Raw genomic sequence first — 26,673 nt, 5'->3', positions numbered from 1 at the left:
CAGCTGAGCCTGTAAAACCGCCAGTAAAACCAGTAACAAATCAAAAAGATAATCAAAAGACAAATTTAAAAACACAAAATCAAAAGGATAAAAAATGACAAATAAAGAGGCGTTTAGTGAAGCTAAAAAATATATCCCAGGCGGCGTAAATTCACCTGTTCGTGCATTTGGCAGCGTTGGAGGCGAGCCTGTGATGATAGATCATGCCAAGGGCGCTTATCTATATGATGTTGAGGGTAAAAAATACCTTGACTTCATCCAAAGCTGGGGTCCGCTCATCTTTGGTCACTGCGACAAAGATATCGAAGAGGCGATCATCTCTGCTGTAAAACAAGGCGTATCTTACGGCGCTCCCTCACCAAAAGAGACCGCTCTAGCAAAGCTAATATGTGATGAGTTTAAACAAATAGATAAAATTCGCTTCGTTAGCTCTGGCACGGAGGCTACCATGAGCGCTATCAGAGTGGCTAGAGGATATGCTAAAAAAGATGGACTTATTAAATTTGAAGGCTGCTACCACGGGCACAGCGACGCACTTCTTATCAAAGCAGGAAGTGGCGCAACGACATACGGCAACGCTTCAAGCGGCGGTGTGCCACAAGATGTTGTGAAAAATACATTTTTAGCTATCTACAACGACATAGGGAGCGTAAAAGCCATTTTTGAGAACAACAAAGACAAAATAGGCGTCGTCATAATCGAGCCAATCGCTGGAAATATGGGGCTTGTGCCAGCTGATAAGAAATTCTTACGTGAGCTTAGAGAACTTTGCGATAAATTTGGCGCTGTGCTCATTCTTGATGAGGTTATGAGCGGTTTTAGAGCTTCTCGCCTTGGCTCATATCCATTTCACGAGGTGGATGCCGATCTTGTCACATTTGGCAAGGTTATAGGCGGAGGCATGAACGTCGCTGCTTTTGGTGGCAAGGCCAAGATAATGGACTGCCTAAGCCCAGAGGGTGCTGTCTATCAAGCAGGCACGCTAAGTGGCAACCCAGTGGCGATGAGCGCTGGTATAGCGGCTATTTCTAAGATAAATAGCGACGTAAATTTATACGCTAGACTTGAAAAACTAGCTAAAAAACTAATGGACGGCTTAAAAGAGGCAGCAAAAAGCGCTGGCATCACTATCCAAACCGAGGTTCGCGGCTCGATGTTTGGCTACTTTTTTACAGAGCATGCCGTAAAAAACTACGACGATGCGCTAAAGAGCGATACAAAACTCTTTGCTAAATTTCATCAAGCGATGCTTAAGCGTGGAATTTATCTTGCGCCTAGCCAGTTTGAGACTGGATTTATCTGCGATGCTATGAGCGAAGCTGATATCGACCTAGCGGTAAATGCAGCTAAAGAGGCATTTTTGGAGATAAAAGCTTAATGGCAAAATTTAAGATAAAAGATATCGTAGCAGGGGCTGAGCAGCTAAGCCTTGGTGTTTCAATCGTAGTTGCGATCTTGCTTGGCACTGGGCTAGGATATCTTGTAAAAAAGGCTACAAATTTCACGCCAGCACTTTGGATAGGCTTTGCTATTGGCATCGCAGCTGCTATTTTAAATGTCTATAAAGCCTATAAAGCGCAGGTTAAAAGCTTAGATGAGCTAAAGGATGAGACTAGATATAAGGGCTACACAAAAGACGATGATGACGAGGACGATTAGCAGGCTTTTTATTTGCTACTTTGCGCTTTGGCTAGCCCTTAGCGCGGTTGGCAAATTTATATCAAATCAATTTTTTATAAGCTCGCAAATTTCATTTTTTGCCTCGCTTATCATTCTAACGGCTAGCTTTTTTGCCTATAAAAACCGCATAAACTCGAGACTAGAAAATGCAAGAGATGAAATTTTAGCCAAGATAGAAGAAGAGAATGAAGAGGATGAAGAAATTTTGCCCCAAAATGAGGCAAAAGAGTTTAGCCTAAAAGAGGAAAAAGCAAGGCTAAAAAAGCAGAAATTTTCATTTAAAGATAGAAGCTTTGTGGCAGCCTTTATGCCTTATCGCTTGGTTGCGTATGCGATACTTTTTTTTGGATTTATATTTTTAAAAAATGAAAATTTACTAAACGTGCCCGGCTTTTTAGTGGGGCTTGCTCCGATGCCCATTGGAGCTTTTGTCTTTGGGATAATGCAAAATAATTTGAGAAAGGACGCAGATGGCAAGTAGCTTTAGGATCATTCGCTCGATGGGGCCACTATTTTTAGGCATGAGCCTACTTTTTATAGGCAATGGCCTAGTCATCGCATCTTGTAGTGCACTTCTTAAGCAAAATGGCGTAGGCGAGCTTGCGATTGGACTAATTAACACTGGATTTTTTATAGGAGCGTTAATTAGCACGATCACAGCGCACAGGATCATCTCAACCACCGGCCACATCAGAGCTTTTGCTATCTTTTCAGCTATCTTTGCAGTCTCAGCCATGCTTCACGCCATAAGTGAAAATTTGATATTTTGGGCGATTTTGCGAGCCTCTTTGGGATATTGCTACTACGCACTTTTGATGGTTATAGAAAGCTGGCTAAACGCTAAGATCCCAAACAAGATAAGATCGCGTGTCATCGCCTTTTACGAGTGCGTTTTCTACACGAGTTTTGGACTTGGAATTTTGATCTTAGCGCTTGATCTTAGCGCATTTGAAATTTTCATCATCAGCGCAGCCTTTATCATGCTCTCAAGCATACCTTTAAATTTAATCCGCATAAACCAGCCTCAAATCCCGCAGCGCCAACCCATAAACATTCCTAAAATTTTTGGCATCGTCCCGCTAGCCCTTGTGGGAGCGCTTGTTGCAGGACTTGCGATAAATGGCTTTTTTTCTATGGCAAGCCTCTTTGTTTTGCTTCAAGGATATAGCGCAAAAGAGGCATCATTTTTCATGACCATAGCGATGGCTGGGGGCTTTTTAGCTCAAACATTTATCGGAGGCTTTTCAGATAGATACGGCAGACGCCCAGCGCTCTTGCTTTGCAGCGCCGTGGCATTAGTTAGTGCAGCACTCTTTTTGCTAAATGGCTCAAATTTGATCGTTCAATACATACTTTCATTTTTCTTTGGAGGTGGCATTTTCTGCACATACGGACTTTCGCTCGCTAGGGCAAATGACGAGATCACAGACAAGACAAAGAGCGTCCAAGTGGCACGTGCGCTGCTTTTTAGCTACTCTTTTGCCTCGCTTTTCTCGCCGCTTCTTATGAGCTATGCGATGAAAATTTTTGGCGCATTTGGCTTTATATATGTCTATTTGGTGCTTTATGTTGGGCTTATTTTATTTGCACTAACGCAAAAGACCATACCACAGCACATGAGAAAAGAGTACAACGACAGGCTCGTTGCAAGGACGGCTGGCATCGCGACTATTCAGCAAAATGGCAATTTTGCCGATAGAGAAAATAAAAAGTAGAAAATGGACGTAGCAAATTCTCTAAATATATCAAACACCTCGGTTCAAACTGGGCAAAACGCCACCCAAAACGCGCCTGTCCGTAAAAACGAGGGTTCGCTTTTTAAAAATCAGCCAGCTGGGACGCCAAGCGAACAAACCGTTTCAAACGCCCTTGATAACGTTGGCAAGCTAGTTGCAAGGGTGCTTGATGATCTAAAAAGCGCTTCAAGCCTTAGCAAAGCTGAGCAAATTTTATCTCAGGCAAAAGATACTAAGATCGCTCCAAATTTAGCTAGCGAGCTCTCAGACCTTGCAAAAAGCTTAGAGGCAGAAGCTGCGCAAAATGAAAGCCCTGAGATAAAAAGCCTTGCTCTAAAACTAAAAGAATTTCTAAAGCCAATAGCCGATCTTAAAGCTGGCTCGCTAAATGATCAGATCAAAAACTCTGGCGTCATGCTTGAAGCAAATTTAAAAGATGCGCTTACTCCAGAGAAGCTACCAAGCTCGATACAAAAGCTACTAAGCGATATAAAAAATCTCTCAAATCAAAATTTACTTAGTCAAATTTTAACCCTAAATGATGAGAGCTTGGATAATCAAAACTCATTTATGAAGCTTACTTCTATGCTTGAAAAAGCGAGCAGTGATGCTAAAAACATCCTTGATAACTCAAGCATAAAAACGCTTTTAAAAGATGTGGATAAGCTTGATAATGTGGCTAAATTTCTAGATAAAAACTTCTCAAAAGAGCAAAGCGCAGACGCTGTTAAAAATCAGACCAGTAAGATGGAGAATTTCATCTCAAATTTAAGTGAGAAGGTAGGAAATTTAGCTAGCGAAAAGTTAAATCAAAGTGTGGCTTTTAGCTCAAATCACAAAGAGCTAAAAGCTATCCTTGAGAGCCTAAAAAACGATCTAAAAATGCTAAATAATATAGGTGATGAGGCTGGGCTTGTAAAGGCGTTTAACGAGGTTAGCGACGTCTCAAAAGAGGGCAGCTTGCAAGATAAGCTCCAAAGTGCAGCAAGACGCCTAGCTCACAGCCTTAGCCTAGCAGACCCAGAAGCAAGTGCGGCTAAAAGCGATCTAGCCGAGAGTAAGGCGCTTTTAAAGCAGCTAAAACTAGCCACAAATGATATAAATAACATCACGACAAAGAGCCAGAGTGAAATTTCAAAGGTGCTAAATCAAGATGTAAAAAGCACGCTTTTAAACATAAGCGAAAAGAGCCAAAACTCCCAGACCGTAAATGCTGCAAATAAGATGATCTCGCAAATAGAGATGCACCAGATGGTCTCAAGCTTGCAAGGAGGCATACAAACTTATATGCCTTATATCTGGGACGGCGTGGAGGGCGGAAATGTCGCGTTTAAGCAGGGCAAAAAGGATAAATTTTATGCCCAGATCGATCTAAATTTCAAGAAATTTGGCCAGATAAATGTGATGGTTGGACTTGTGGATAAACGCTATATCGATCTATCGGTGGCAACGCAGACAAATGAGTTTAAAGAGCTCATAATATCTAGCTCGAGCGAGCTAAAGCAGGCTATCTCAAAGCTTGGACTAATCGTTTCAAATTTTAACATCAAAACCTTGCCAAAGGTGAAGCTAAACGATAGATTTAAAAATTTTGGCGGCCTTGATGTGGGCTTTGATAAGAAAATTTGATGCAAGTAAATAAGAAAAAAGCCGTCGCTCTTGGCTATAACAGATCGCAAGATAACGCTCCAAAGGTGCTTGCAAGCGGTGCTGGCGAGATAGCAAATAAGATAATAAGCCTTGCAAAAGAGCATGACATACCGATCAAAGAGGATCCTGATCTTATTGAAATTTTAAGTAAGGTCGAGGTCGATCAAGAGATACCGCCAAATTTATATAAGGCAGTGGCTGAGATATTTAGCTTTTTATATAAGATCACAAATAAAAAGTAAATATTGCACTTTAATAGTGCTATAATCTCAAAATTAAGGAAATTTAAACATTAAAAAAGGAGGTATTATGAAAATTTCATCAAAAGTGACGATGATGATCGTCTCGTCCCTACTGGTGCTTGGAGCCATTTTAGTCTTTCTAAACATTTACGAGCAAAACAAAGCGATAGAATTTTCTACCAAGCAGCTAACCGAAACGGTCTTGGCCGATAAAAGGGCAGCTTTAAGCGAAGAGATGGATATCGTTTCAAACATTTTGCTAAAAATTCAAGAGGTCTATGACGACGCAAATGAGACCATAGAAGATCAAAAAGAAGATATCATCGATTATCTCTCAAGGGCTAGATTTGGCGATGATAAAAAGGGATACTTTAGTATCTACACCACAAAAGGCGTGGTTATCTCTAGTCCTGGAGTGCCTGAGTATAACGGCCTTGATAGACTTGAAGCAACTGATGCTAATGGTTATAAATACATAAAAGATCTCATGCAAAAAGCCTCAGAAAATAGCGAGGGCGCTTTTGTAAATTTTGTGGCTAAGTCAAAAGATGGCTCAACTACAAGAAAGATAGGAAAAGGGCTAAAACTAAGCCTCTTTCATGAAGATGTAGTGCTGATGTCTGTTGTTGGTCTTGAGGGCATGTATAAAGAGATAGATAAAATTTCAGCCACTATGCAAAATGACGCCAATGCAAACACTACAAATTTCATCGTCATAGCCGTCGTAGTTTTAATCATCTCACTAATAGTTGCTATGCTTTACTCTAAATTTTCTATCACAAAACCGCTAAATGAGCTAATCTTGCGAGCCACAAACCTCTCAAGTGGAGATGGCGATCTAACAAGAAAACTAGAAGTTGTAGGCAAAGATGAGATAGCCAAAGCAAGCGAGGCCATAAATAAATTTATAGAAAAAGTAAGGGTTTTAATAGCCGAGGCAAAAGATATCTCAAATGAAAACAGCTCCATTGCAAACGAGCTTAGCTCAACCTCAGTCCAAACTGGTCGTGGGGTAGAAAAATCAAGCAAGATAGTTCAGAGCGCTGGGAAGGATTGCGCTGAGATACAATCATATATGAAAGATTCAATCGAAGTTGCAAAAGGTGGTAAAGATGATCTTCAAAAGGCGCTAACCTACGTTGATGAGACGCTAAATACCATCTCAAATTTATCTTCAGAGATCGCTCAGACATCTGATATTGAAAATCAAATGGCTGGCAAGATCGAGCAGCTTAGCCGTGACGCTGAGCAGGTAAAATCAGTCCTTGTGGTTATAAATGACATTGCCGATCAGACAAATTTACTTGCACTAAACGCAGCCATTGAAGCGGCACGTGCAGGAGAACACGGACGTGGCTTTGCAGTCGTTGCTGATGAGGTTAGAAAGCTTGCTGAGCGCACTCAAAAGAGCTTAACTGAGATAAACGCAACTATCAACGTCATCGTTCAAGCGATAAATGAAAGCAGCGAGCAAATGAGTATAAATTCTAAGCAAATAAGCGAGCTAACAGGCGTAGCAAACAACGCGCAAAAGACTATACGAGATATGAGTGATATCATGAGATCAGCCATAGGACTATCTGATAAAACTATCGAGGACTATATAAAGACCGGCAAGGATATTGACGATATAGTAAAAAGCATGGAGGGCATAAGTCAAATTTCATCTCAAAGCACAAGAAGCGTAGAAGAGATAGCTTCAGCTGCTGAGCATCTAAACAAGATGACAGATACGCTAAATGCAAAACTTGGCGAATTTAGAACTTGATTTGTGTAGTAAATTTTAAATTTAAAGGCAATTAGTGGCTCAAAAACTGGTCTTAATAGGGGCTTCAACAGGAGGCCCAGGTCATATAAAAAAACTATTAAAAGATATAAATTTAAATGGTGCGATGGTCGTCATCGCTCAGCATATGAACAAGATGTTTATAAACTCGTTTGTCACGCAAATGGGCAGGGAGTGCAACATAAATGTTGAAATTCTAAGCGAAAAGACAAATTTAAGAGAAAATATCGTCTATATCTGTGATCAAAATTTTGAAATTTCAGCGACTTTGCCGGTCAGCGCAAAGCCACAACCTGAGATAAAAACGATATATACGCCAAATGTTGATGTGCTTTTTAACTCAGGCACGCAGATCGCCAAAAATGTAAATTTACTTGCGATCTTACTAACTGGCATCGGCGATGATGGTGCAGCTGGGCTAGATAAGCTCTATAAAGCAGGCGCAAAATGCATAGCTGAAAACGAAGAGAGTGCCATAGTTTATGGCATGCCAAAGCGTGCTAAGGAGCTAAATCAAAATTTAAAATCGTTAAATTTAATGATGATAAGAAAAGAGCTTGAGGAGTTTTTAAATGCTTTTTAACAAAGTGGATAAACAAAGCGAAGTTTTAGAGGCAAAAGCACCAAGCGACATGGATGGATTTAACGAATTTATGAGCACTATAAAGACGCTTTGCGGGGTCGATCTAGAGCCAAAGAGGGACATCACGCTGCAAAGAGTTAGTATATTTGCTAAAAATCGCCAGATAAAAAGCTTTAAAGATCTAGTTTCGATGATAAGATTTGACACGCTGCTTAGGCAAGATCTTTTAAATTTAGTCACCGTAAATGAGACATATTTTTATAGAGAGCTAGCCCAGCTAAAAGACGTGATCTACTACGCAAAAGAGCTTGGGGAGGCTAGAATTTTATGTGCGCCTTGCTCAACTGGCGATGAGGTCTATTCGCTTGCTATGCTTGCTTATGAATTTGGCCTTAAACAAAGTGATATCCAGCTAACTGGCATCGACATAAACTCAGAAGCCATACAAGCTTGTAGCGTCGGATGCTACGGCGAGAGGAGCTTGCATAGACTAAGCGAGTTTCAAAAAGAGAGATTTTTTACAAAAAAAGATGACAGATTTTTCATCAAAAAAGAAATTTTGCCAAGGTGTGAGTTTAAAATTTTAAACGTTTTTGACGATGCGATGTTTAATCTCGGTAAATTTGACATCGTCCTTTCAAGAAATATGATGATATATTTTGACGATGCATTTAGGCTAAAATGCGTTGAGAGGCTGCACAAGCTACTTAAACCAGAGGGCAGGCTTTATGCTGGACACGCTGATCTTGTGCCATATACCCCGCTTTACACAAAGCGTTTTTCAAACGGAGCTACATATTACGAGCGTGCTTAAGGGTTAAATTTAACCCAAGCCGCTTTGCCCTTAGAAAGTTTTTATCAATTTTTAGCTAAAATCCCACAAGCTAAATTTAAGGATAAAAATGAAAGACAATCTACTTGAATTAACTCAAGATATCGCTTCAGTTGATATCGAAGATTCTATAAAAAATAGCTATCTTGACTACTCTATGAGCGTCATCGTCGGACGTGCTTTGCCTGACGCTAGAGACGGACTAAAGCCAGTTCATAGAAGAATTTTATACGCTATGGATAACCTCGGTGTTGGCAGCAGAAGTGCCTATATGAAGTCAGCTCGTATCGTCGGCGAAGTCATCGGTAAGTACCACCCACACGGCGACATAGCGGTTTATGACGCACTTGTTCGTATGGCTCAGAAATTTTCTATGCGTTATCCAGTCGTTGATGGACAAGGAAACTTTGGCTCGATTGATGGTGACAGCGCAGCTGCGATGCGTTATACCGAAGCTAGAATGACCATGCTTACTGAAGAGCTTTTAAAAGATATTGACAAAGATACGGTTGATTTTGTACCAAACTACGACGATAGAGAGGTCGAGCCAGATGTTTTGCCTAGCCGTGTGCCAAATTTATTATTAAACGGCTCAAGCGGTATTGCGGTCGGTATGGCGACAAATATCCCACCACACAGCCTTGATGAGCTAATAGACGGTCTTTTGCTACTTCTTGAAAACAAAGAGGCGACACTTGAAGAGGTGATGGAATTTATAAAAGGTCCAGACTTCCCAACTGGCGGTATCATCTTTGGTAAAAAAGGCATCATAGAGGCCTACCGCACAGGTCGTGGCAGGGTCAAACTAAGAGCCAAAACTCACATAGAAAAAAAGCCAAACAAAGATGTCATAGTAATCGACGAGCTACCGTATCAAACAAACAAAGCAAGGCTTATCGAGCAGATCGCTGAGCTTGTAAAAGATAAGCAGATAGATGGCATAAGCGAGGTTAGAGATGAGTCTGATAAAGACGGCATACGCGTAGTCATCGAGCTAAAACGCGACGCTATGAGCGACATCGTGCTAAATAATCTCTTTAAATCAACCACGATGGAGAGCACTTTTGGCGTTATTATGCTTGCTATTAATAACAAAGAGCCAAAGGTATTTAATCTTATCGAGCTACTTAAGCTATTTTTAAATCACAGAAAAACCGTTATCATTAGAAGGACGATATTCGAGCTTGAAAAAGCGCGCGCAAGAGCCCACATCTTAGAAGGTCTAAAGATCGCACTTGATAACATCGACGAGGTGATCGAGCTTATTAGAAATAGTGCTGATACAGCCGTTGCTAGAGAAGGCTTGATGAGTAAATTTAACCTCTCAGAGCTTCAAGCAAACGCTATCCTTGATATGCGTCTAAGCAAGCTTACAGGCCTAGAGAGAGAAAAACTAGAGGCCGAACTAGCCGAGCTTATGGCTGAGATCGCAAGACTTGATGAAATTTTAAAGAGCGAGACATTGCTTGAAAATTTGATCAAAGAAGAGCTTCTTGAGATCAAAAATAAATTTAAAGTACCAAGAGTGACTGAGATCGTTGATGACTACGATGATATCGACATTGAGGACCTCATACCAAATGAAAATATGGTCGTAACCATAACTCACCGCGGCTACATCAAGCGTGTGCCAAGTAAGCAGTACGAGAAGCAAAAACGTGGCGGCAAGGGCAAAGTAGCGGTCACGACATACGATGATGACTTTATAGAGAGCTTCTTTACTTCAAATACCCACGATACGCTTATGTTTGTGACTGACCGCGGACAGCTATACTGGCTAAAAGTCTATAAGATCCCAGAGGGAAGCCGCACAGCAAAAGGCAAAGCAGTTGTAAATTTGATTCAGTTGCAGCCTGATGAGAAGATCAAAGCGATCATTCCAACAACTGACTTTGACGAGAGCAAATCGCTAGCGTTCTTTACTAAAAACGGCATCGTAAAACGCACAAATTTAAGTGAGTTTAAAAACATCCGCTCAGTTGGCGTAAGAGCGATAAGCCTTGATGAGAACGACGAGCTAGTAACTGCGCTCATCGCTCAAACATACGATGATATGCCAGTCATCGACCCAGAAAATGAGCTAAGCGTTGAGACAGAGGTGCTTGAAGTTGAAGAGCTTCAAAATGAGATCGATGAAGATAATGTAAATGCCGAAGAGGACGCAAACTCAGGCGATGAGACAATGCTGTTTGTCGTTACTAAAAAGGGTATGTGTCTTAAATTTAAGATCAGCAAGGTTCGCCAAATGGGAAGAACTGCACGCGGCGTAACTGGTATCAAATTTAAAGAGCCAGGCGATGAGGTCGTAGGTGCTGCGGTCATCGAAAGCAATGACCAAGAAATTTTAAGCATATCTCAAAAAGGTATCGGCAAGCGCACAACTGCTGATGAGTACCGCTTGACAAATCGCGGTGGCAAAGGCGTCATCTGCATGAAGCTAACAAGTAGAACAGGCGATCTAGTGGGTGTTGTGATGGTTGATGAAGAGCAAGATCTTATGGCTCTAACATCAAGCGGCAAGATGATAAGAGTAGATATGCAAAGCATACGCAAAGCAGGACGTAACACAAGCGGCGTGATCGTCGTAAATGTCGATGGCGATGATGTTGTAAGTATCGCAAGATGCCCTAAGGCTGAAGACGGCGAGGACGAGGATGAAGCACCAGGCGAAGATATGGGGCTTTTGGAATAAAATTTGCTGTTAAATTTTAAATAAAAGCATAAAAAAGGTTGTTTATGAAGGTTAAAATTTTATCTTTTGCTTTGATGGTTGCTATTTTTGGCGGCTGCTCATTTAATGGCTTTATGGGCGAGCCAACTAGCACATCAAACCGCAACGTAGTCATCCAAAAGGTCGATAAAGACGATCTTAGAGAGGTGATGAAAAAAGAGAAGATGATATATGATAGCGCTCCAAGAGAGACCACTTTTAGAGCCACAGGCGAGGGTATAGCTCCGCTAAATTCGCTCTCATACGCTCAGTCAGTCACTCTTGCAAAAAGAGCAGCGATGGCTGATGCTTATTCGCAGCTTGCAGGCAAGCTTTACGGCGTAAAGATCAATGCTGAAGACACCGTAAGAGACGCGATGCTAAACGATTCATCTATCACCTCAAAGGTTCAAGGTCTTGTTAAAAACGCAAGGATCGTGAATGAAAATTTCAAAGACGGGCTTTATAAGGTAAATATGGAGCTTAAGATAGACGAAGATAAGTGGCGAGAAGTTTTTTCTTACTAACGATACTTTTAAATTTCACCTTTTGCCTAGAGGAGTTTATCTTCTGGGCAAAGGTCGATACGACAAATCATATCATCGCGCATGAGGAAATTTCTTTCTCAAAGGCGATGACTCTCTCGCCAAATCCAAAACCAAAATTTCTTTGTCAGATAGATGCTTTTAAAGATGAAAACACCACAACTCTTGGCTTTTTAAATTTACACAAAGATGAAATTTTTGACTGCTTTGTCTTAAAAAAAGTGATGATAAAAAATGAGCTTAATGTCAAAAATGCGCAGGTCACAAACGCTTCAAATTTGAAAATTTTGCCAGTTAGATTTATGGTGGAATTTAAGCCAAAATCCGCTATCATCGGCACACTTCAATAAAAAAGAGATCAAATGAATATCGTCATAGTAGAAGATGACATCAATATGCGAAAGTCGCTTGAGATCGCACTTGGCGAGTATGAAGAGCTAAACATCAAAAGCTACAAGAGCGCAGTTGAAGCTCTAAAAAAGCTAAGCGACGACACTGATCTAATAATCACCGACATAAACATGCCAAAGATGGACGGACTTGAGTTCATTAAAGAGCTAAACGGCAAATTTGACGTCATCATAATGACTGGTAACGCCACACTTAACAAGGCGATCGAGAGCGTTAGGCTTGGCGTGAAGGACTTTTTAACAAAGCCATTTGACGTCTCAACGCTATATGAAGCGATAAAAAGGGTAGAGGCGCTAAAACAAAAAACTCCAAAAAGCATAAAAAAAGTTGAAACTAAAAGCGAAAATAACGGCTTTTTAGCCACTTCAAAGGCGCTTGAAGCTACGCTAAATATCGCACTAAAAGCTGCAAGAACTGACGCCTCAGTCATGCTTAGTGGTGAAAGTGGTGTTGGCAAGGAGGTCTTTGCTAAATTTATCCACGCAAATTCACCAAGAAAAGATGCGGCATTTATCGCTTTAAATATGGCTGCGATCCCTGAAAATTTGATAGAAAGTGAGCTTTTTGGCTTTGAAAAGGGCGCTTTTACTGACGCTGCGACTACCAAAAAAGGGCAGTTTGAGCTGGCAAATGGCGGAACGCTATTTTTAGATGAGATCGGCGAGATGCCTATAAATTTACAGCCAAAATTGCTTCGTGCTTTGCAGGAGCGCGAGATAACAAGGCTTGGCGCTACAAAGAGCGAAAAGATAGACGTTCGCATCATCTGCGCTACAAATGCAAATTTAGAGCTTGCGATGAAAGAGGGCAGGTTTAGAGAGGATCTTTTTTACCGTCTAAACACGATCCCGCTTTTCATCCCGCCACTTCGCGAGCGAAAAGATGAAATTTTGCCTATCGCACAGGATGCTTTGGACAAATGCTGCAAAGAGTATGGCTTTGAGGCTAAAAATTTCTCAAAAGCAGCCAAAGAGGAGCTTTTGGGCTACGACTACCCAGGCAACGTAAGAGAGCTCATCTCAGTCGTGCAGCGTGCAGCGATACTAAGCGAGGGCGATGAAATTTTGCCAAAAGATCTATTTTTGCAAGCAAGAAGTAAAAAATAGGTAAAAATTTAAGTTTTTGGCTAGTAAAATTATGCAAATTAAGAAAATTAAAAGAAACCAAGGAGAGCAGATGAGAAAATTTAACGTAGCGGTCGTTGGTGCTACTGGAGCGGTCGGCGAAGAGCTTTTTAGAGTTATGGAAGAGGTTGATTTCCCAGTTGGTGAGCTTTTGCCACTTGCAAGTGCAAAGAGCGTTGGCATGGAGATCGAATTTAAGGGCAAACATTACAAAGTAAAAGAGCTAACCGAGAAAGTTTTTAGCGAGCACGAGATCGATATCGCATTTTTTAGTGCAGGTGGCTCAGTTTCAGAGAAATTTGCCAAATTTGCAGCTGACAGCGGCGCGGTAGTTATTGATAACACCAGCCATTTTAGGATGGATAAAGATATCCCACTAGTCGTGCCTGAGTGTAATCCTAGCGACATTGCTATGTGGAAAAACCGCGGCATTATCGCTAATCCAAACTGCTCAACTATCCAAATGGTTCAAATTTTAAAACCACTAAATGACGCTTTTGGCATCAATAGGGTCGATGTTTCTACCTATCAAGCAGCAAGCGGCGCTGGCAAAGAGGGCATGGAGGAGCTTGTTGTTCAGATGCAAAAGTTTTTTGAATTTAAGCTTGATGAGTGCGAGCCAAAGGTCTTTGCGCACCGCCTAGCGCTAAATGTGATCCCTCACATCGACGTCTTTTTGGATAATGACTACACAAAAGAAGAGATGAAAATGGTCAATGAAACGCAAAAAATTCTTCACAAAGATATCGAAGTGAGCGCGACATGTGTGCGTGTGCCAGTGCTTAGAAGCCACTCTGAGGCGATCACCATCCACTTTGACAAAGACGTGAGCGCAGATGCAGCAAGAGAGGTTTTAAGCAAAGCTCCAAGTGTCGTCGTAGTCGATAATCCAGCTAAAAAAGAGTATCCGATGCCTACTATCTCAAGCGATACAAACGAGACTTACGTTGGCAGGATCAGGGTTGATAACTTTAGATCAAATGTGCTTCACCTTTGGTGCAGTGCCGATCAGATCCGCGTTGGAGCTGCGACAAATGCCGTCAGGATCGCACAAAAATGGACCATGATGCAGGAGTAGTTTGTAAATTTATTTTAGGCTAGAAAGGATCAATCTTCTAGTCTAAATTTATCTTGCAAGCTCGTCTAGCAAGTCTTGCAAAGTAACGCTTTTTAGCTTGTTTTCTAGGGCAGTTTGCGCTCTTAAAAAGTGCCCAGACAAAAGCTCCTCTATCCTACCGCCAACTGGGCAGGCTTTTGGTGAGTCAGAGTGAATTTTAAAAAGTTTTTCTTTCTCATTTACTGCGTTAAAAATTTCAAGTAAATTTATATCTTTTGGCTCTTTTGCAAGGCTCACCCCACCAACTCCAGCTGCGACATTTACGAGTCCTGCAGCCTTTAGTGTGCCAAGTAGGCGCCTAACGATAACTGGGTTTGTGTTTATACTATCTGCTATAAATTCGCTTGTAACCTTCTCATTTTCAAAAAATTTAGCACATAAAAGCGCGTGTATCGCAGTTGAAAATTTAATGCCAACTTGCATGATCGTCCTTAAATTTTTCGTGATTATACTTAAATTTTCTGCCAAAGACAGCCAGCTAAATTTGACTTACGAGCCTTCGCCAGCTGTCAAATTTATAAACTCACTCTCTCTCGCCGACGGCAGTGAAGCGCTTTTGGATAAATTTCTTATTTTTTAGCTCGTCGATGATCGCAAGCGCAAGGTCTGCGTAGCTTATGTAACTCTCATTTTTTGAGTTTAGTATGAGATCATCCCCGCCAAGCACGTATTTGCCCGTGCGAGCGCCATTTGCGTCGTAGTCGCCTGCTGGACTTACATACGTCCAAAGCACATTTGTGCTACCTTTTAGCTCAAAATATGACTCCGCCGTAGCCTTTGCCATGCCCATATATGCTGCTGGAAAGTCTGGCGTATCCATGACCATAGTGCCTTTGCTGTCAACAAATAATGTATCAGCGCCAAGAGCTACGATAAGCCTTGTGCTAGTGCCTTCTAGTAAATTTAAAAGGTGAACGGCCACTTTTTTGTGAAGTGGGAAAGTTTCTTTGCTTCATGCTGCAAATGCGCTGATAACCGCATCAAAGTCTGTTATATCAGCTTTTGTAGGCTAAAAAATATCTTTTATAGATGACTTTTACATCGTCGTTTTACTCTTTGTCTCTAACGATCGACTAGTTTTGAAGCCATTTTTAGATAAATTTACGCCGCTTTTGCCGTTTGTGCCTATGATTGCTATTTAAATTTTGCTTTTTAAATTTACAGCCAGCTTGGCTTTACGTCATCAACTATCACGCCGTCGCTCATAGTGTATTGCTCTAGGCTACCGCGTTTTGTCTGGACGCAGATCATTTTGATGCCGTTTTTGCCAGCTTTAAAGCACCTTTTGCCATCTGGATCTATACGCACCGCGTCGCCTTTGCCTACTTTTATCTCTTCGCCGTCGATAAAAAGCTCGCCATCGCCATCAGTGATGATGTAAAGCTCCTCGTTTTGCTTGTGCGCATGGACAAATGGCACGCTCACATTTGCTGGAAGTTCGTTTATAGATACCTCACAGCCAGTTAAATTTAAAGCCTCTTTTAGCTCGACTCTTGGCTCGTTTGTGATCTTTGCAACTTGATAATTTTTCATTTTATTCTCCTTGTTTTTTGTTGTAATCTTTTTTCTTACAACTGATGAGCGAAGTATAGTGATTTTTTGTTGTAATGTCAATAGTTACAACAAAAATTTTTCAAAATTTATAAATTTTGGCTAGAATTCACGAAAATTTAGGAGTAAATTTGCAAAATAACGCCTTTAAAACGCTAAAGAGCATAGCTACCGAGCATAACAAAAAGCTCATTTTGACCTTTGCTTTGGTGCTAGCAGAGAACGGACTTTTTCTAGCTTATCCGATATTTGCGGGCTTTGCGATCAACGCAATCATGCAAGGAAATACGTTAAATGCCCTCATTTACGCACTTTTTGTGCTTATAGCGTGGCTTGTAGGAGCCATTAGGCGCCGCGTGGATACGCAAGTTTTTGCAAATATCTACGCAAAGCTTGCTGTAAATGTCATCATGAATGAAAAACAAAATGCCAAAGACGACTCCGCCATCATCGCCAGAGTAGCGCTCTCGCGAGAGTTTGTAAATTTCTTTGAGACGCATTTTCCTATGTTTTTTACATCGGTCATTTCGATCATCGGCTCAGCGTTTATGCTCATTTTTGCCCGGTCAAAGGTCGCTGTGGCGTGCTTTGTAGTGATGACCTTTTTTCTTATATTTTTACCAAGATATATCAAGAAAAATGACGACCTTTATCTTCGCTTAAATGACCGCCTAGAAAAAGAAGCAAAGGTGATAGGTGTTTTTAACAAAAGCACGCTAAATAGGCACTATGACGTCGTTTCTAAATTTCGTATAGCGATCTCAAATAGGGAGGCGATGAGCTATTTTATCATCGGCATTAGCGCTTCGCTACTCTTTTTGGTGGCGATAATAGTGCTAAGCTCGCAGCAGACAAATGCCGGCCACATCTACTCTGTGATGACCTATATATGGAATTTCGTCATCAGTCTTGACGACTCGCCAAAGCTCATCGAGGAATTTTCAAATTTAAAAGATATCGGCAAGAGGATCGACGCCCAAAAGAAGGATAATGATGCACAACAAGAGCGTTCTTAGAAATTCGTTTTTTCTAATTTTCACGTTTATGATAGTTGAGGCCGTTTTTGGCTTCGTTTCAAACTCGCTTGCGCTTATTAGCGACGCATTTCACATGCTCTCAGACGCTGCGGCTCTCTTTTTGTCGCTGGTTGCTTTTAAGATCGCAGAAAAAAGGGCAAATTTACAAAAGACCTTTGGCTACAAAAGGGTCGAGATCATCGCTGCTTTCATAAATGCCATCGCTCTTATCGCACTTGCAGTCTTTGTTGTAGTCGAAGCTATTATTAGGCTTTTTAGCGAGCCAGAGATAGAGGCTAAAACGATGCTTTTTGTTAGTATTTTGGGGCTTGTGGTAAATTTAGTCGTAGCTATTTATATGCATAAAAGTGCTGATACAAAAGAAAATTTAAACATGAAAGGTGCTTATTTGCACGTGCTTGGCGACACACTTGGCTCAGTTGGCGCCATCGTCGCGGCACTTCTTGTGATGAAATTTAACTTCACGCAGGCCGATAGCATCGCAAGTATCTTTGTCTCGCTACTCATCATAAAAAGTGGCGCTAGCTTGCTAAAAGATAGCTTTAATATCCTGATCGAAGCCGTGCCGCTTAAGCTTGATACGGACGAAATTTTAGGCGTTATAAAGGGTGTAGATGGCGTTAAAATCGTGCATGACCTGCATATCTGGGCGATAAATGCTGGCACAAATGCGCTCATAGCCCACGTGGTGGTGGATGATGCGTTAAGTGTGGCTGAAATTTCAAAGATGATAAAGCGCATCGAGCACGAGCTTTCTCACGTTGGCATCGGCCATGTCACGCTTCAGTTTGAGAGCGAGAGCCTTGGGCACAAAGATGATCTCATCTGCGAGCTAAATGATGAAGATGATCACTGCGGGCATCATCACTAATCTAGGCTTTATTAACGACCTTTTTGGTTGCTTCTATCTTTTTATCAGCCCAAAGCACGACGTCTTTTATAACTAGCTTTTCGATAGCTTTTATGAAATCGTTCATAAATTCGTAGCAAATTTCACCATTAAAAACTGGCAATAAAATATTTAATTCATCGGCATCTTTAGCATAAAAATTACGCGCATAACTAAACTGTCCAGCATTAGCTACTTTATGAATAGCTGTTGTGACATAAATAGCAGCATGCTTTGGTAAATTTTCAGTATGCACTACTGCTACGTGGTCATCAGCTCCATACTTGTAGTTTCGATATTTGGACGAGCCAAACATATCTATTGTTATAGTGTTCTCTTTAAAAATTTCTACATCATTACTTATGAAAGCAGATATTCCCATATCGGCTTCTCCAGCGGTTACAAAAGGTAAATTACCGTCACGTCTATCCGAACTTTTCAAGCGCTTTCCACGAGTAGAGCTTCCAAAAAGTTTCTTTAAATTAAATTCCTTCGCTACCCCCCCCATTTATCAAATTCGTCAAATTTAGCAAGGGCGGATTTTTCGGCATCAGTTAATTCATAATTTTTAAGCCCAGTGGCGCGTAAATACGCGTCGAGCTCTTCGATAAATTTTTCCATAAAGGAAAAATTTATCTCGCCGCCTAGCGTCGGCAAAAGAATTTTAAATTTTCCATCTCTTAATTTAGAACTAGAAAGCTGATTGCCATATCCAAATTTGCCACGTAAAATATTTTTAATGCAACTAGAAATATAAAGTCCAGAATAATTAGTGAATTCGATTTCTTTAAAAGCAAGTGCTTCACATTTTTTAAATTTTACAACATGCACTTTCATTTCAACGCTCGCCAAATATGGATGATAAAATACGTCTCCAAAAAATTTACGGAGATAAAATTTTCGTAATGCCTAGCCTCACTGATATTTAGTGTATCGTATGTCCCTATCACACCGTTATCTTCACTTTTTGCAGAAATTCGTTTTATATCACCGTTTGTTAAAACACTAGAATTTAAAAGCGAACCTGTTTGAATATCAAAAATATCTCCTATCCGAAATTCCTCAAATTTTCCGCCACTCGCCTTAAATTCTTGCTCTAAATTTGCAATTCGTTTATTTACAATACTGCTTCTACTGGGACTATCCTTTTTTAAAATTTGCGACACTTCCCAGCTTAGATAGTCGCTTACGCTCTTTTTAAAATCCGCTAGTGTCAGCATAGCATCGACCTTCTTATGCTGATCAAAATTCCAATCAGAGCCACTTTTTGTTATCAAATCCTCGACAAAAATTTCGTCTAATTTCCAAAGCCTTGGATCTACTTTCGCGGCTCTGCCACCTTTATAAATTTTAACTATATCAGCGTATCTTTGCGTAGGCTCGTCTAACTCTTGTAATGAGCGAGAAGTTCTTTTATAGCCGTCATTTCTAAAGTCTATAAATTTAACAGAGCATTCGAATTTGTGCGGTTCGTGTGCTCTAAAAATATAAATACTCGTTTGAACTCCCGCGACTGGCACAAAAAGATCAACTGGCATTTTTATACTTGCTAGTAAAGTGTGGGATTTTAAAATTTGTTAATTTGATTTCACAGCTTTACCGCTACCTGCACTATCTTGGATGATTATGGCACCAAGCCCGCCTTCTGCCATCCTATCAAGCCCATAAGCAATAAATGGCATACCATTTTCATCAAATGTAAATGGTGGATTTAGCAAAATTCTATCGGCTTTAAAATTTGAGTAAAGCTCGTCTGGACGGTTAAATGCACTGCCGTGTTCTATTCGAGCCGAACCATCGCCACGCAATATCATATTAGTAGCTGCAAGAGTATACATTTCGGCATTTAGTTCCACGCCTAGAAGTTGATTTCTTTTGATCTCATCTATCTTTTTTAGGGCTTCGCTACTTCCTTTGGCGTAATTTTCATTAGCGTTCTCTATCATTATCTGCATCGCAGAGATGAGAAAGCCAGCGCTTCCAGTGGCTAAATCCATAACGCGGTTATCTTTGTTTATATCTAGAATTTCAGCCATCATTTTAGTTATATAAGGTGGAGTAAGCACGATGCCAAGCTCTTTGCCATCACCTAAAGCATATTTTAAAAACTCGCTATACATCTCACCCATTACGTCGATATGCCCAAAGCTTTCACCGCCTGAGCCATCTATTTTTTGAAAAATATTTCTATATAAAAACGTGAAAATTTGTTTGGTAGTGCTAGAATTTTCTTTCAACAAATGTGCAACTTCTTTGTCGTTTGGTTTAGTTTTATCTATCTCGTCTCGTTGTGAATTTTTTGAAATTTCATTAAAGGAAGCTAGCATTAAATTTAGCTTTTCGGACGGAATTTTTCTATTTTTTAAAAATGAGCTTATGCGACTAGTTATACGAATACTGTCTCGTTCATTATCCAACTGAGAACCTTTCAAGTCATCTGGCGTTAGTCCGTAGTTCTCTTTTATGTCTTGCATTGAAAGTAGCATCCCAGAGACATAAAGGACTCGTTGCGGAGCGGTGATATTGTGATTATGCATTAGTTTGTTTAGTTTTTTAGCATAAATTTTAAGAATTTCGCGCGATGTAATTAAAAATCTGTGTTTATCTTCGTCGGTTAATTTGGCATCTTTGTAAAAATTTTCAAAACTCTTTTTATTTTCGAGGAAATTTAAAGTTTTATAATTATCCATAAATTTAAATGTCAATTCACTACTGCCCCAAACAAAATATACGCAAATTTGTATGTTTTCTTCACTATCACCAGCGATACCGATTGCAACGGCTTCATGATATTTGCCACTTGCGATTATTGAACGAGCATAGTGAAGCGCACCATTTACAGCATAGCCTGATATGGACTTGTCATCAAATTTCATCTCGTTTTTATCTTTGTCTTTAGCGATTAATTTTTTCAAACCAAATTTATTTTCTATGATTACGGGAATGTCATAAATTTCCAAGCTAAAATCTGGAACCCCAAAATTTTCTTTAGCTTTGGTTTTGGCTGAACCTTTTAGCGCATCTTTTAAATAGGGCGTCATTGCTTGCTTTTCATTAAAATCACGCGATTTTTTAAGTCCTAAATTTTTAAAAATAGCCTTTACATAGTCATCAACATCGTTTTCATACTGCCACTTTGACATAAGCCCTCTTTTTTGAAAGTTTTAGACGGCATTTTAGCGAAAAAATATATTGAAATGATAAAAATACATTTATTAGTGTTTAAATCAACTTTAGGCAAAATAAAGCCCAAATTCTCAGAAAAAGTAAAGCTTATATGAAAAACATTAGAAACTTTAGCATCATCGCTCACATTGACCACGGCAAAAGCACGCTTGCTGACCGTCTCATTCAGGAGTGTGGCGCTGTTAGCGACCGTGAGATGAGCTCGCAGATCATGGACACGATGGATATCGAAAAAGAGCGTGGCATCACGATCAAAGCCCAGTCTGTCCGCCTAAACTACGCACTAAATGGGCAAAATTTTGTTTTAAATTTGATAGACACCCCAGGACACGTCGATTTTAGCTATGAGGTGAGCCGCTCTTTGGCTAGCTGCGAGGGCGCACTGCTTGTCGTGGATGCTAGCCAGGGCGTAGAGGCGCAAACCATCGCAAACGTCTATATCGCACTTGAAAACAACCTAGAGATCATCCCGGTCATCAACAAGATCGACCTGCCAGCGGCTGACCCTGCTAGGGTAAAAGAGGAGATAGAGCACATCATCGGACTTGACTGCTCAGGAGCGATCGAAGTGAGCGCAAAAACAGGCGTTGGCATAAAGGAGCTGCTTGAAGCGATCATCATGAGGATCCCTGCGCCAAATGGCGACGTAAGCAAGCCTACAAAGGCGCTAATCTACGATAGTTGGTTTGACAACTACCTTGGCGCGCTTGCTCTTGTGCGTGTTTATGATGGTGAAATTTCAAAAAATGATGAAATTTTGGTCATGGGCACGGGCAAAAAACACATCGTGCTAGACCTCATGTATCCAAATCCTATAGCACCGATCAAGACCAAAACGCTTAGCGCTGGCGAGGTCGGCATAGTCGTGCTTGGTCTAAAAAACGTTAGCGACGTGCAGGTGGGCGATACGGTGACGCAGTCAAGAAATCCTCTAAAAGAGCCAGTTGGCGGCTTTGAGAGGGCTAAGCCGTTTGTATTTGCGGGGCTTTATCCAATAGAAACTGATAAATTTGAAGATCTGCGTGATGCGCTGGATAAGCTAAAGCTAAATGACAGCTCCATTAGCTACGAGCCAGAGACCTCAGTTGCACTTGGATTTGGCTTTAGGGTTGGCTTTTTGGGTCTTCTTCACATGGAGGTCGTCAAAGAGAGGTTGGAGCGCGAGTTTGACCTAGATCTCATCGCTACAGCGCCGACTGTGACTTATGAAGTCATCCAAACTGACGGGTTAAGTTTAAAGATACAAAACCCAAGCCAGCTGCCACCAGTCAATAAAATAGACTCAATCCTTGAGCCGTACGTGAAAGCGACTATCATCACGCCAAGCGAGTTTTTGGGCAACATCATCACACTCTTAAACAACCGCCGCGGCATACAAACAAAGATGGACTATATCACGACTGACCGCGTTTTACTCGAGTATGACATACCGATGAACGAGATCGTGATGGACTTTTACGACAAGCTAAAGTCAAGCACCAAAGGCTATGCGAGCTTTGACTACGAGCCTAGCGACTACCGCGTGGGCGATCTAGTGAAGCTTGATGTCAAAGTGGCCGGCGAGGCGGTCGATGCGCTCTCTATCATCGTGCCTGAGAGCAAGGCGCAGACAAAGGGCAGGGACTTCGTAAAGGCGATGAAAGAGATCGTGCCACGTCAGCTCTTTGAGGTGGCGATACAAGCTAGCATCGGTAATAAAATAATAGCTCGTGAAACCGTAAAATCAATGGGTAAAAACGTAACCGCCAAGTGCTACGGTGGCGACATCACGCGTAAGAGGAAGTTGCTTGAAAAGCAAAAAGAGGGTAAGAAGAGGATGAAGGCCATTGGCAAGGTGAATTTGCCGCAGGAGGCGTTTTTATCCGTCCTAAAAATAGACTAATGCGTTGTCTCGCTTTGTCATACTTCGTTGTGTCTAAAATTTACTCGGTCATTACCTGCCATGGTAACTCCCGTCGTAAATTTTATCCACGCCTTGTCTGACTTTGCGATACGTCCGCATTTGGTTTTTATTTTTTGATTAAAATTTAAGTACTAAATTTACAAAAAGGAGTGCTATGCCGTTTGTGAAAATTTGCGTGACAAAAGAGGGTGATAGCCCAAGCGTGGAGCAAAAAGAGAAGATGATAAGCGGAGTTACAAAGCTAATAAGCGAAATTTTAGGTAGAAGCGCTCAAAATACCGTTGTCATTATCGATGAGATCGATACGAACAACTACGGCATCGCAGGCGAGAGCGTGAAAAATCTCCGCAAAAAACAAAAAGAGCAAAAGGAAGTGAAATGCTAAGAGCGATATTATTAGCAATTTTTGCAGCCGTCTTTCTAACTGGCTGCGTGGCAAAAGCTAGCCTTTGTCTATCGTGCGAGGGCATAGACGGTGTGCAAAGTGCAAGCATAAGTAGCGAAGATAAGACCTATTTTGAAGAGGTTATGAGGATCCCAGCTGACTGCAGTGCTTGCAGGGGCAGGGGTGATGGCGTCTTTATAAATGGTGTCAAGTATAGAAGCGACGTGGCGATAAACTGCTGCTTAGAAAAAAATATGATCGACATAAATGTCGGGCTAAAGAAGGTCTATTTTCATAGGATCGTGGATGCTAGAAGCAGCGCAAGGTCGATTTACTATACAAGAGAAGATGGTAGTGGCGTAGTCTTTAACTCAAATCCACGCCTTGAAGTGCTCTTTTATATGTTTTTAAAACGTGAGCTAAATTCGCGTGGCATCGTTGTCGTGGATACGCAAACATCGCCTTATACATATAGGCTTGATTTTAGATTTGACGAGCTTAGAGGCACTTACTCTAGAAGCTCTGAAATCTTAAACGGACATCTATACGGCGAGCTTGTGCTTTCAGATATAAATTTCAAAAAACGAATTCCTATCTCGACTAGACACCACGTGGAGGAGCTTGAGGCGTCAAAAAGCGGCCAGTTTGACTTCTTTATCGCGCTTTTAGTCAAGCAAGCTGCCATAAAAGTGGCTGATGAGATCACTAAACTTTGAAAGGAGAAATATGAGTAAATTTAAATTTCTAGCTATCTTTGGACTTTTTGTCCTATTTTTGAGCGGTTGCGCTCCTACTCAGACAGTAGTTGCCTTCGATCCTTACAAAACTGCTGCAAGTCAGCAAGCTAACGGCCTTGAAGTCTATATAAGCGCGGTGCATGATAGTCGCAAAAACAAAAGCACTATTGCAACTATAACCGATGGTAGAGGCACTGTAAAAGAGTATGTCGTGCTTCAAAACGATCTTGCGACTTACTTTAGCGACTCCCTTAAAAGAGAGCTTGCGGCACGTGGCGCAAATGTAAATGGCATGGGTGGCGTTGTGGTTGAAGTTTTCATAAACGAATTTGAAGCAAATATGAGCGGATATAACAGTGACAACACAAAGGGCAAGATAAAGATCACTCTTAAAATTCAAAAAGGCGATCAAAGCATCATCAAAAATATCTCAAACAACCAAACTAAATTTGAGCTAGTTCGCACTGGCGGAGCATTTAAGCCATTTTTAACAGACATCATCAACGACGCTGTTAAGCGCTCTGCTATCGCTATCTTAAATAGCTGATGTTTTGTGCGTTTTGCAAGAGCTTTACGCTAAAGACATTTTGTAAAACCTGCTCGCAAATTTTAAGCGAGCCAAGCCCTGTAGTAAGAGAGCTAGAGGGCTTTAAAATTTATAGCTTCTATGGCTACTCTGAGATCAAAGAGCTTATACACTCAAAGCACCAAATGCACGGACTTTTTATCTATAAAAATTTAGCCAAATTTGCATTTAAGAAATTTGCTAAAAGCTTTAGCTTTCCAGAGCAAATTTACGCCCTGCCGATAGATGATAGAGTGCATCATGGCTACTCACACACGGCTATTTTGGCAAATGAACTTCGTGCTGAAAACCTTAAACCCATCTTTCACGCCCTGCATGCGACAAGCAGTGTCAGTTACAGCGGCAAGGATCTTAAATTTAGACAAAACAATCCAAGAAATTTTAAAATTTTAAAAAAGATCACCGCGCCAGTTATCTTAGTCGATGACATCGTAACCACTGGCACAACGATACTAGAAGCTAGAGATACGCTTCAAAAAGCAGGCGTTGATGTGCTTTTTGCACTTGTTTTAGCAGATGCTAGAAACTAGGCTTTATGTGAAATTTTACTTGAAATTTCACACCTAAATAATTGTAAATAGCTATTAACCATAAAAAATTTTTGCCGATATAAAGATAAAATTTTACACAAAGGGATTTTGTTTATGAAAAAAGCAGCAAACAAGATAGCACTCATTATCGTGGTGCTTTTAGTTGTCTCGCTTGGCGTGTTTTCAACGGTGAATTACACAAATACCAAGGAGAGGATTTATGATCTAGCAAAGGAGTCTAAGACTTCATCTTCAAAAGTTTTGCAGTTTTATATGAATGCATTTTTTGAAGATAAGCTTGCAGCCGTTCAAAATTTTGCTAGTTACCTCGAGGCGCATCCACAAATTTTAGATGACAAAGAGGCTTTAGAAAAAGTGCTGATGAACGCAGCGCAGGTTACTGATTTTTCTGAGTTTTACTTTGGCTATGCTGCTGATGGTGCTGTTTATAACGCTGTACTTGATGGTAAAGAGCGTAAATTTATGGTTTTTGATCAGAGAAAAAACTATGATGCGAGGGTTAAAGGCTGGTACAAGGACGCTATTGCAAAAGATGGCATTATCTTTTCAGCTCCATACACAAGCTCAGCTGGTGGCTTAAATTTAACTATCGCTAAAAAGATAGTTGTTGATGGCAAGGTCGTTGGTGTCTTTGGCGTGGATATGGGCATAGATAAGCTTGATAATGAGCTTAATAAGATAAAACCAACTCCAAGTAGCGCGATAGCACTATTTGATCTAGAGCATAAAAAGATAATTCATTTTGTTCATAAGGATCTTGTTTTATCTGATGCTAGCGAAGCTATGAAGATCATTGACGACTACTCAAACGAGTATAAGAAAAATGGCGATAAAACATTTACTTATAACCTCAGAGGCACAGAGAGACTTCTTGCTTGCGAGCTTTACGATCAAGCAAACTGGCTTGTGTGCTCTGCAAACTCTTGGAGCGATTATGACGGAAGCCTTAGTAAAACACTTGTCTCACAAGTCATCTCATCAGTTATATTTATAGTAGTCATCGTAGCGCTTCTTATATTTATCGTTAGCAGATCGCTTAAGCCACTCTCAAAGATATCTGATTCTCTTATTTCGTTCTTTAAATTTTTAAACTACGAGATCAAAGAGCCAGTTAAGTCAAATATCGTTTCAAAAGATGAATTTGGCGTTATGTCTTCTCTTATAAATGAAAACATCCAAAAGATCCAAACATCTAAAGAAAAAGAGAACACCTTCATCCAAAAAGCCAACACCTTTGTAAATGAGATAAAAGATGGCAACTATGAAGCAAGCTTAGAAGCAGATACTAATAACCCAGCTCTAAATCAACTAAAAAGCACATTTAAAGATCTACAACTTGCTCTTAAAAATGCAATCTCAAGTAACGGCAAAGATGTACTTGATCTACTAAACACTTATAAAAACCAAGACTTTACAAAAAGACTTGATGATG

The 26,673-nt window shown here is 40.7% G+C and carries 27 protein-coding genes and 1 pseudogene; 22 read left to right on the top strand and 6 right to left on the bottom strand.

Annotation, left to right across the window (positions count from 1 at the left end; all coding sequences use genetic code 11):
* Positions 1-94: 94 nt before the first annotated feature.
* The 14 genes from hemL (at position 95) to CVS86_RS06765 (ending at position 14,377) form a co-directional block, all read left to right on the top strand.
* Complete coding sequence (gene hemL / locus CVS86_RS06830) at positions 95-1,378, top strand: glutamate-1-semialdehyde 2,1-aminomutase (RefSeq protein ID WP_107791393.1); 1,284 nt, start codon at positions 95-97, stop codon at positions 1,376-1,378.
* Positions 1,378-1,659, top strand: coding sequence for an AtpZ/AtpI family protein (locus CVS86_RS06825; RefSeq protein WP_012001455.1), 282 nt, complete (start codon positions 1,378-1,380; stop codon positions 1,657-1,659). Before hemL ends, CVS86_RS06825 begins: the two co-directional genes overlap by 1 nt.
* Positions 1,607-2,161, top strand: coding sequence for a hypothetical protein (locus tag CVS86_RS06820; RefSeq protein WP_234399248.1), 555 nt, complete (start codon positions 1,607-1,609; stop codon positions 2,159-2,161). Before CVS86_RS06825 ends, CVS86_RS06820 begins: the two co-directional genes overlap by 53 nt.
* Positions 2,151-3,395 (top strand): MFS transporter, encoded by a 1,245-nt coding sequence (locus tag CVS86_RS06815; protein WP_107791391.1) that lies wholly within the window; start codon positions 2,151-2,153, stop codon positions 3,393-3,395. Before CVS86_RS06820 ends, CVS86_RS06815 begins: the two co-directional genes overlap by 11 nt.
* 3 nt (positions 3,396-3,398) lie before the next feature.
* A complete protein-coding gene (locus tag CVS86_RS06810; RefSeq protein WP_107791390.1) occupies positions 3,399-5,045 on the top strand; it encodes a flagellar hook-length control protein FliK in 1,647 nt (548 codons plus the stop codon).
* Positions 5,042-5,308, top strand: coding sequence for a FlhB-like flagellar biosynthesis protein (locus CVS86_RS06805; RefSeq protein ID WP_223227339.1), 267 nt, complete (start codon positions 5,042-5,044; stop codon positions 5,306-5,308). Before CVS86_RS06810 ends, CVS86_RS06805 begins: the two co-directional genes overlap by 4 nt.
* Before the next feature lie 67 nt (positions 5,309-5,375).
* A complete protein-coding gene (locus CVS86_RS06800; RefSeq protein WP_107791389.1) occupies positions 5,376-7,076 on the top strand; it encodes a methyl-accepting chemotaxis protein in 1,701 nt (566 codons plus the stop codon).
* Between the two features lie 34 nt (positions 7,077-7,110).
* Positions 7,111-7,677 carry a CheB methylesterase domain-containing protein gene (locus CVS86_RS06795; protein ID WP_021092891.1) on the top strand — a complete coding sequence of 189 codons (567 nt, stop codon included), beginning with the start codon at positions 7,111-7,113 and terminating at the stop codon, positions 7,675-7,677.
* Positions 7,667-8,491, top strand: a complete 825-nt coding sequence (locus tag CVS86_RS06790) for a CheR family methyltransferase (protein WP_107791388.1) — start codon at positions 7,667-7,669, stop codon at positions 8,489-8,491. The genes CVS86_RS06795 and CVS86_RS06790 overlap by 11 nt, the downstream gene beginning before the upstream one ends.
* Before the next feature lie 88 nt (positions 8,492-8,579).
* A complete protein-coding gene (gene gyrA, locus CVS86_RS06785) occupies positions 8,580-11,201 on the top strand; it encodes a DNA gyrase subunit A (protein WP_107791387.1) in 2,622 nt (873 codons plus the stop codon).
* Between the two features lie 44 nt (positions 11,202-11,245).
* Entirely contained in the window at positions 11,246-11,746 is a 501-nt protein-coding gene (locus CVS86_RS06780; RefSeq protein ID WP_087582583.1) for an LPP20 family lipoprotein, read from the top strand.
* Positions 11,722-12,114 carry a hypothetical protein gene (locus CVS86_RS06775; RefSeq protein WP_107791386.1) on the top strand — a complete coding sequence of 131 codons (393 nt, stop codon included), beginning with the start codon at positions 11,722-11,724 and terminating at the stop codon, positions 12,112-12,114. Before CVS86_RS06780 ends, CVS86_RS06775 begins: the two co-directional genes overlap by 25 nt.
* A 12-nt stretch (positions 12,115-12,126) precedes the next feature.
* Positions 12,127-13,281 (top strand): sigma-54-dependent transcriptional regulator, encoded by a 1,155-nt coding sequence (locus CVS86_RS06770; RefSeq protein WP_107791385.1) that lies wholly within the window; start codon positions 12,127-12,129, stop codon positions 13,279-13,281.
* 70 nt (positions 13,282-13,351) lie between these two features.
* Positions 13,352-14,377 carry an aspartate-semialdehyde dehydrogenase gene (locus CVS86_RS06765; protein ID WP_103601627.1) on the top strand — a complete coding sequence of 342 codons (1,026 nt, stop codon included), beginning with the start codon at positions 13,352-13,354 and terminating at the stop codon, positions 14,375-14,377.
* A 48-nt stretch (positions 14,378-14,425) separates the two neighbouring features.
* On the opposite strand, the gene CVS86_RS06760 is transcribed toward CVS86_RS06765, so the two are convergent.
* From CVS86_RS06760 to CVS86_RS06750, 3 genes are all read right to left on the bottom strand, one after another.
* On the bottom strand, positions 14,426-14,839 hold the full coding sequence (locus tag CVS86_RS06760) for an Rrf2 family transcriptional regulator (protein ID WP_107791384.1): 414 nt from the start codon (positions 14,837-14,839) through the stop codon (positions 14,426-14,428).
* A 100-nt stretch (positions 14,840-14,939) separates the two neighbouring features.
* Positions 14,940-15,338, bottom strand: coding sequence for an NAD(P)-dependent oxidoreductase (locus tag CVS86_RS06755; protein WP_107791383.1), 399 nt, complete (start codon positions 15,336-15,338; stop codon positions 14,940-14,942).
* Between the two features lie 236 nt (positions 15,339-15,574).
* The gene (locus CVS86_RS06750; RefSeq protein ID WP_103642681.1) at positions 15,575-15,949 is read right to left on the bottom strand and encodes a cupin domain-containing protein; all 375 of its coding nucleotides are present in this window, start codon (positions 15,947-15,949) and stop codon (positions 15,575-15,577) included.
* 149 nt (positions 15,950-16,098) lie between these two features.
* On the opposite strand from CVS86_RS06750, the gene CVS86_RS06745 reads away from it, so the two are divergent.
* Both CVS86_RS06745 and CVS86_RS06740 read left to right on the top strand, forming a co-directional pair.
* Positions 16,099-16,983: an ABC transporter six-transmembrane domain-containing protein gene (locus tag CVS86_RS06745; protein ID WP_107791382.1), complete on the top strand. Its 885-nt coding sequence runs from the start codon at positions 16,099-16,101 to the stop codon at positions 16,981-16,983.
* Complete coding sequence (locus tag CVS86_RS06740; RefSeq protein ID WP_234399247.1) at positions 16,958-17,875, top strand: cation diffusion facilitator family transporter; 918 nt, start codon at positions 16,958-16,960, stop codon at positions 17,873-17,875. The genes CVS86_RS06745 and CVS86_RS06740 overlap by 26 nt, the downstream gene beginning before the upstream one ends.
* A 1-nt stretch (position 17,876) precedes the next feature.
* Here the strand turns inward: CVS86_RS06740 and CVS86_RS09920 are convergent, their stop codons facing one another.
* The 3 genes and pseudogenes from CVS86_RS09920 to CVS86_RS06730 all read right to left on the bottom strand — a co-directional run.
* Positions 17,877-18,335, bottom strand: a complete 459-nt coding sequence (locus CVS86_RS09920; protein ID WP_234399246.1) for a hypothetical protein — start codon at positions 18,333-18,335, stop codon at positions 17,877-17,879.
* 53 nt (positions 18,336-18,388) lie between these two features.
* On the bottom strand, positions 18,389-18,730 hold the full coding sequence (locus tag CVS86_RS10165) for a hypothetical protein (RefSeq protein ID WP_199906532.1): 342 nt from the start codon (positions 18,728-18,730) through the stop codon (positions 18,389-18,391).
* Positions 18,731-19,023: 293 nt separating this feature from the next.
* Positions 19,024-21,036, bottom strand: a pseudogene (locus tag CVS86_RS06730) (class I SAM-dependent DNA methyltransferase); the annotation flags it as partial.
* Positions 21,037-21,170: 134 nt separating this feature from the next.
* On the opposite strand from CVS86_RS06730, the gene lepA reads away from it, so the two are divergent.
* From lepA to CVS86_RS06700, 6 genes are all read left to right on the top strand, one after another.
* Entirely contained in the window at positions 21,171-22,961 is a 1,791-nt protein-coding gene (gene lepA, locus CVS86_RS06725; RefSeq protein ID WP_107791380.1) for a translation elongation factor 4, read from the top strand.
* 175 nt (positions 22,962-23,136) lie between these two features.
* On the top strand, positions 23,137-23,367 hold the full coding sequence (locus CVS86_RS06720; RefSeq protein ID WP_009294206.1) for a 2-hydroxymuconate tautomerase family protein: 231 nt from the start codon (positions 23,137-23,139) through the stop codon (positions 23,365-23,367).
* Entirely contained in the window at positions 23,361-24,083 is a 723-nt protein-coding gene (locus tag CVS86_RS06715) for a hypothetical protein (RefSeq protein WP_107791379.1), read from the top strand. The genes CVS86_RS06720 and CVS86_RS06715 overlap by 7 nt, the downstream gene beginning before the upstream one ends.
* Positions 24,084-24,093: 10 nt before the next feature.
* Complete coding sequence (locus CVS86_RS06710; RefSeq protein WP_021086532.1) at positions 24,094-24,651, top strand: YajG family lipoprotein; 558 nt, start codon at positions 24,094-24,096, stop codon at positions 24,649-24,651.
* Complete coding sequence (locus CVS86_RS06705) at positions 24,651-25,220, top strand: ComF family protein (RefSeq protein ID WP_107791378.1); 570 nt, start codon at positions 24,651-24,653, stop codon at positions 25,218-25,220. Before CVS86_RS06710 ends, CVS86_RS06705 begins: the two co-directional genes overlap by 1 nt.
* Positions 25,221-25,334: 114 nt before the next feature.
* Positions 25,335-26,673 (top strand): cache domain-containing protein (locus CVS86_RS06700; RefSeq protein WP_107791377.1); only part of this gene is annotated, 1,339 nt, incomplete at its 3' end.

This window comes from Campylobacter concisus (genome assembly GCF_003048605.1).
Classification (GTDB): domain Bacteria; phylum Campylobacterota; class Campylobacteria; order Campylobacterales; family Campylobacteraceae; genus Campylobacter_A; species Campylobacter_A concisus_BM.
This window is presented reverse-complemented; position numbering and strand designations above follow the sequence as displayed.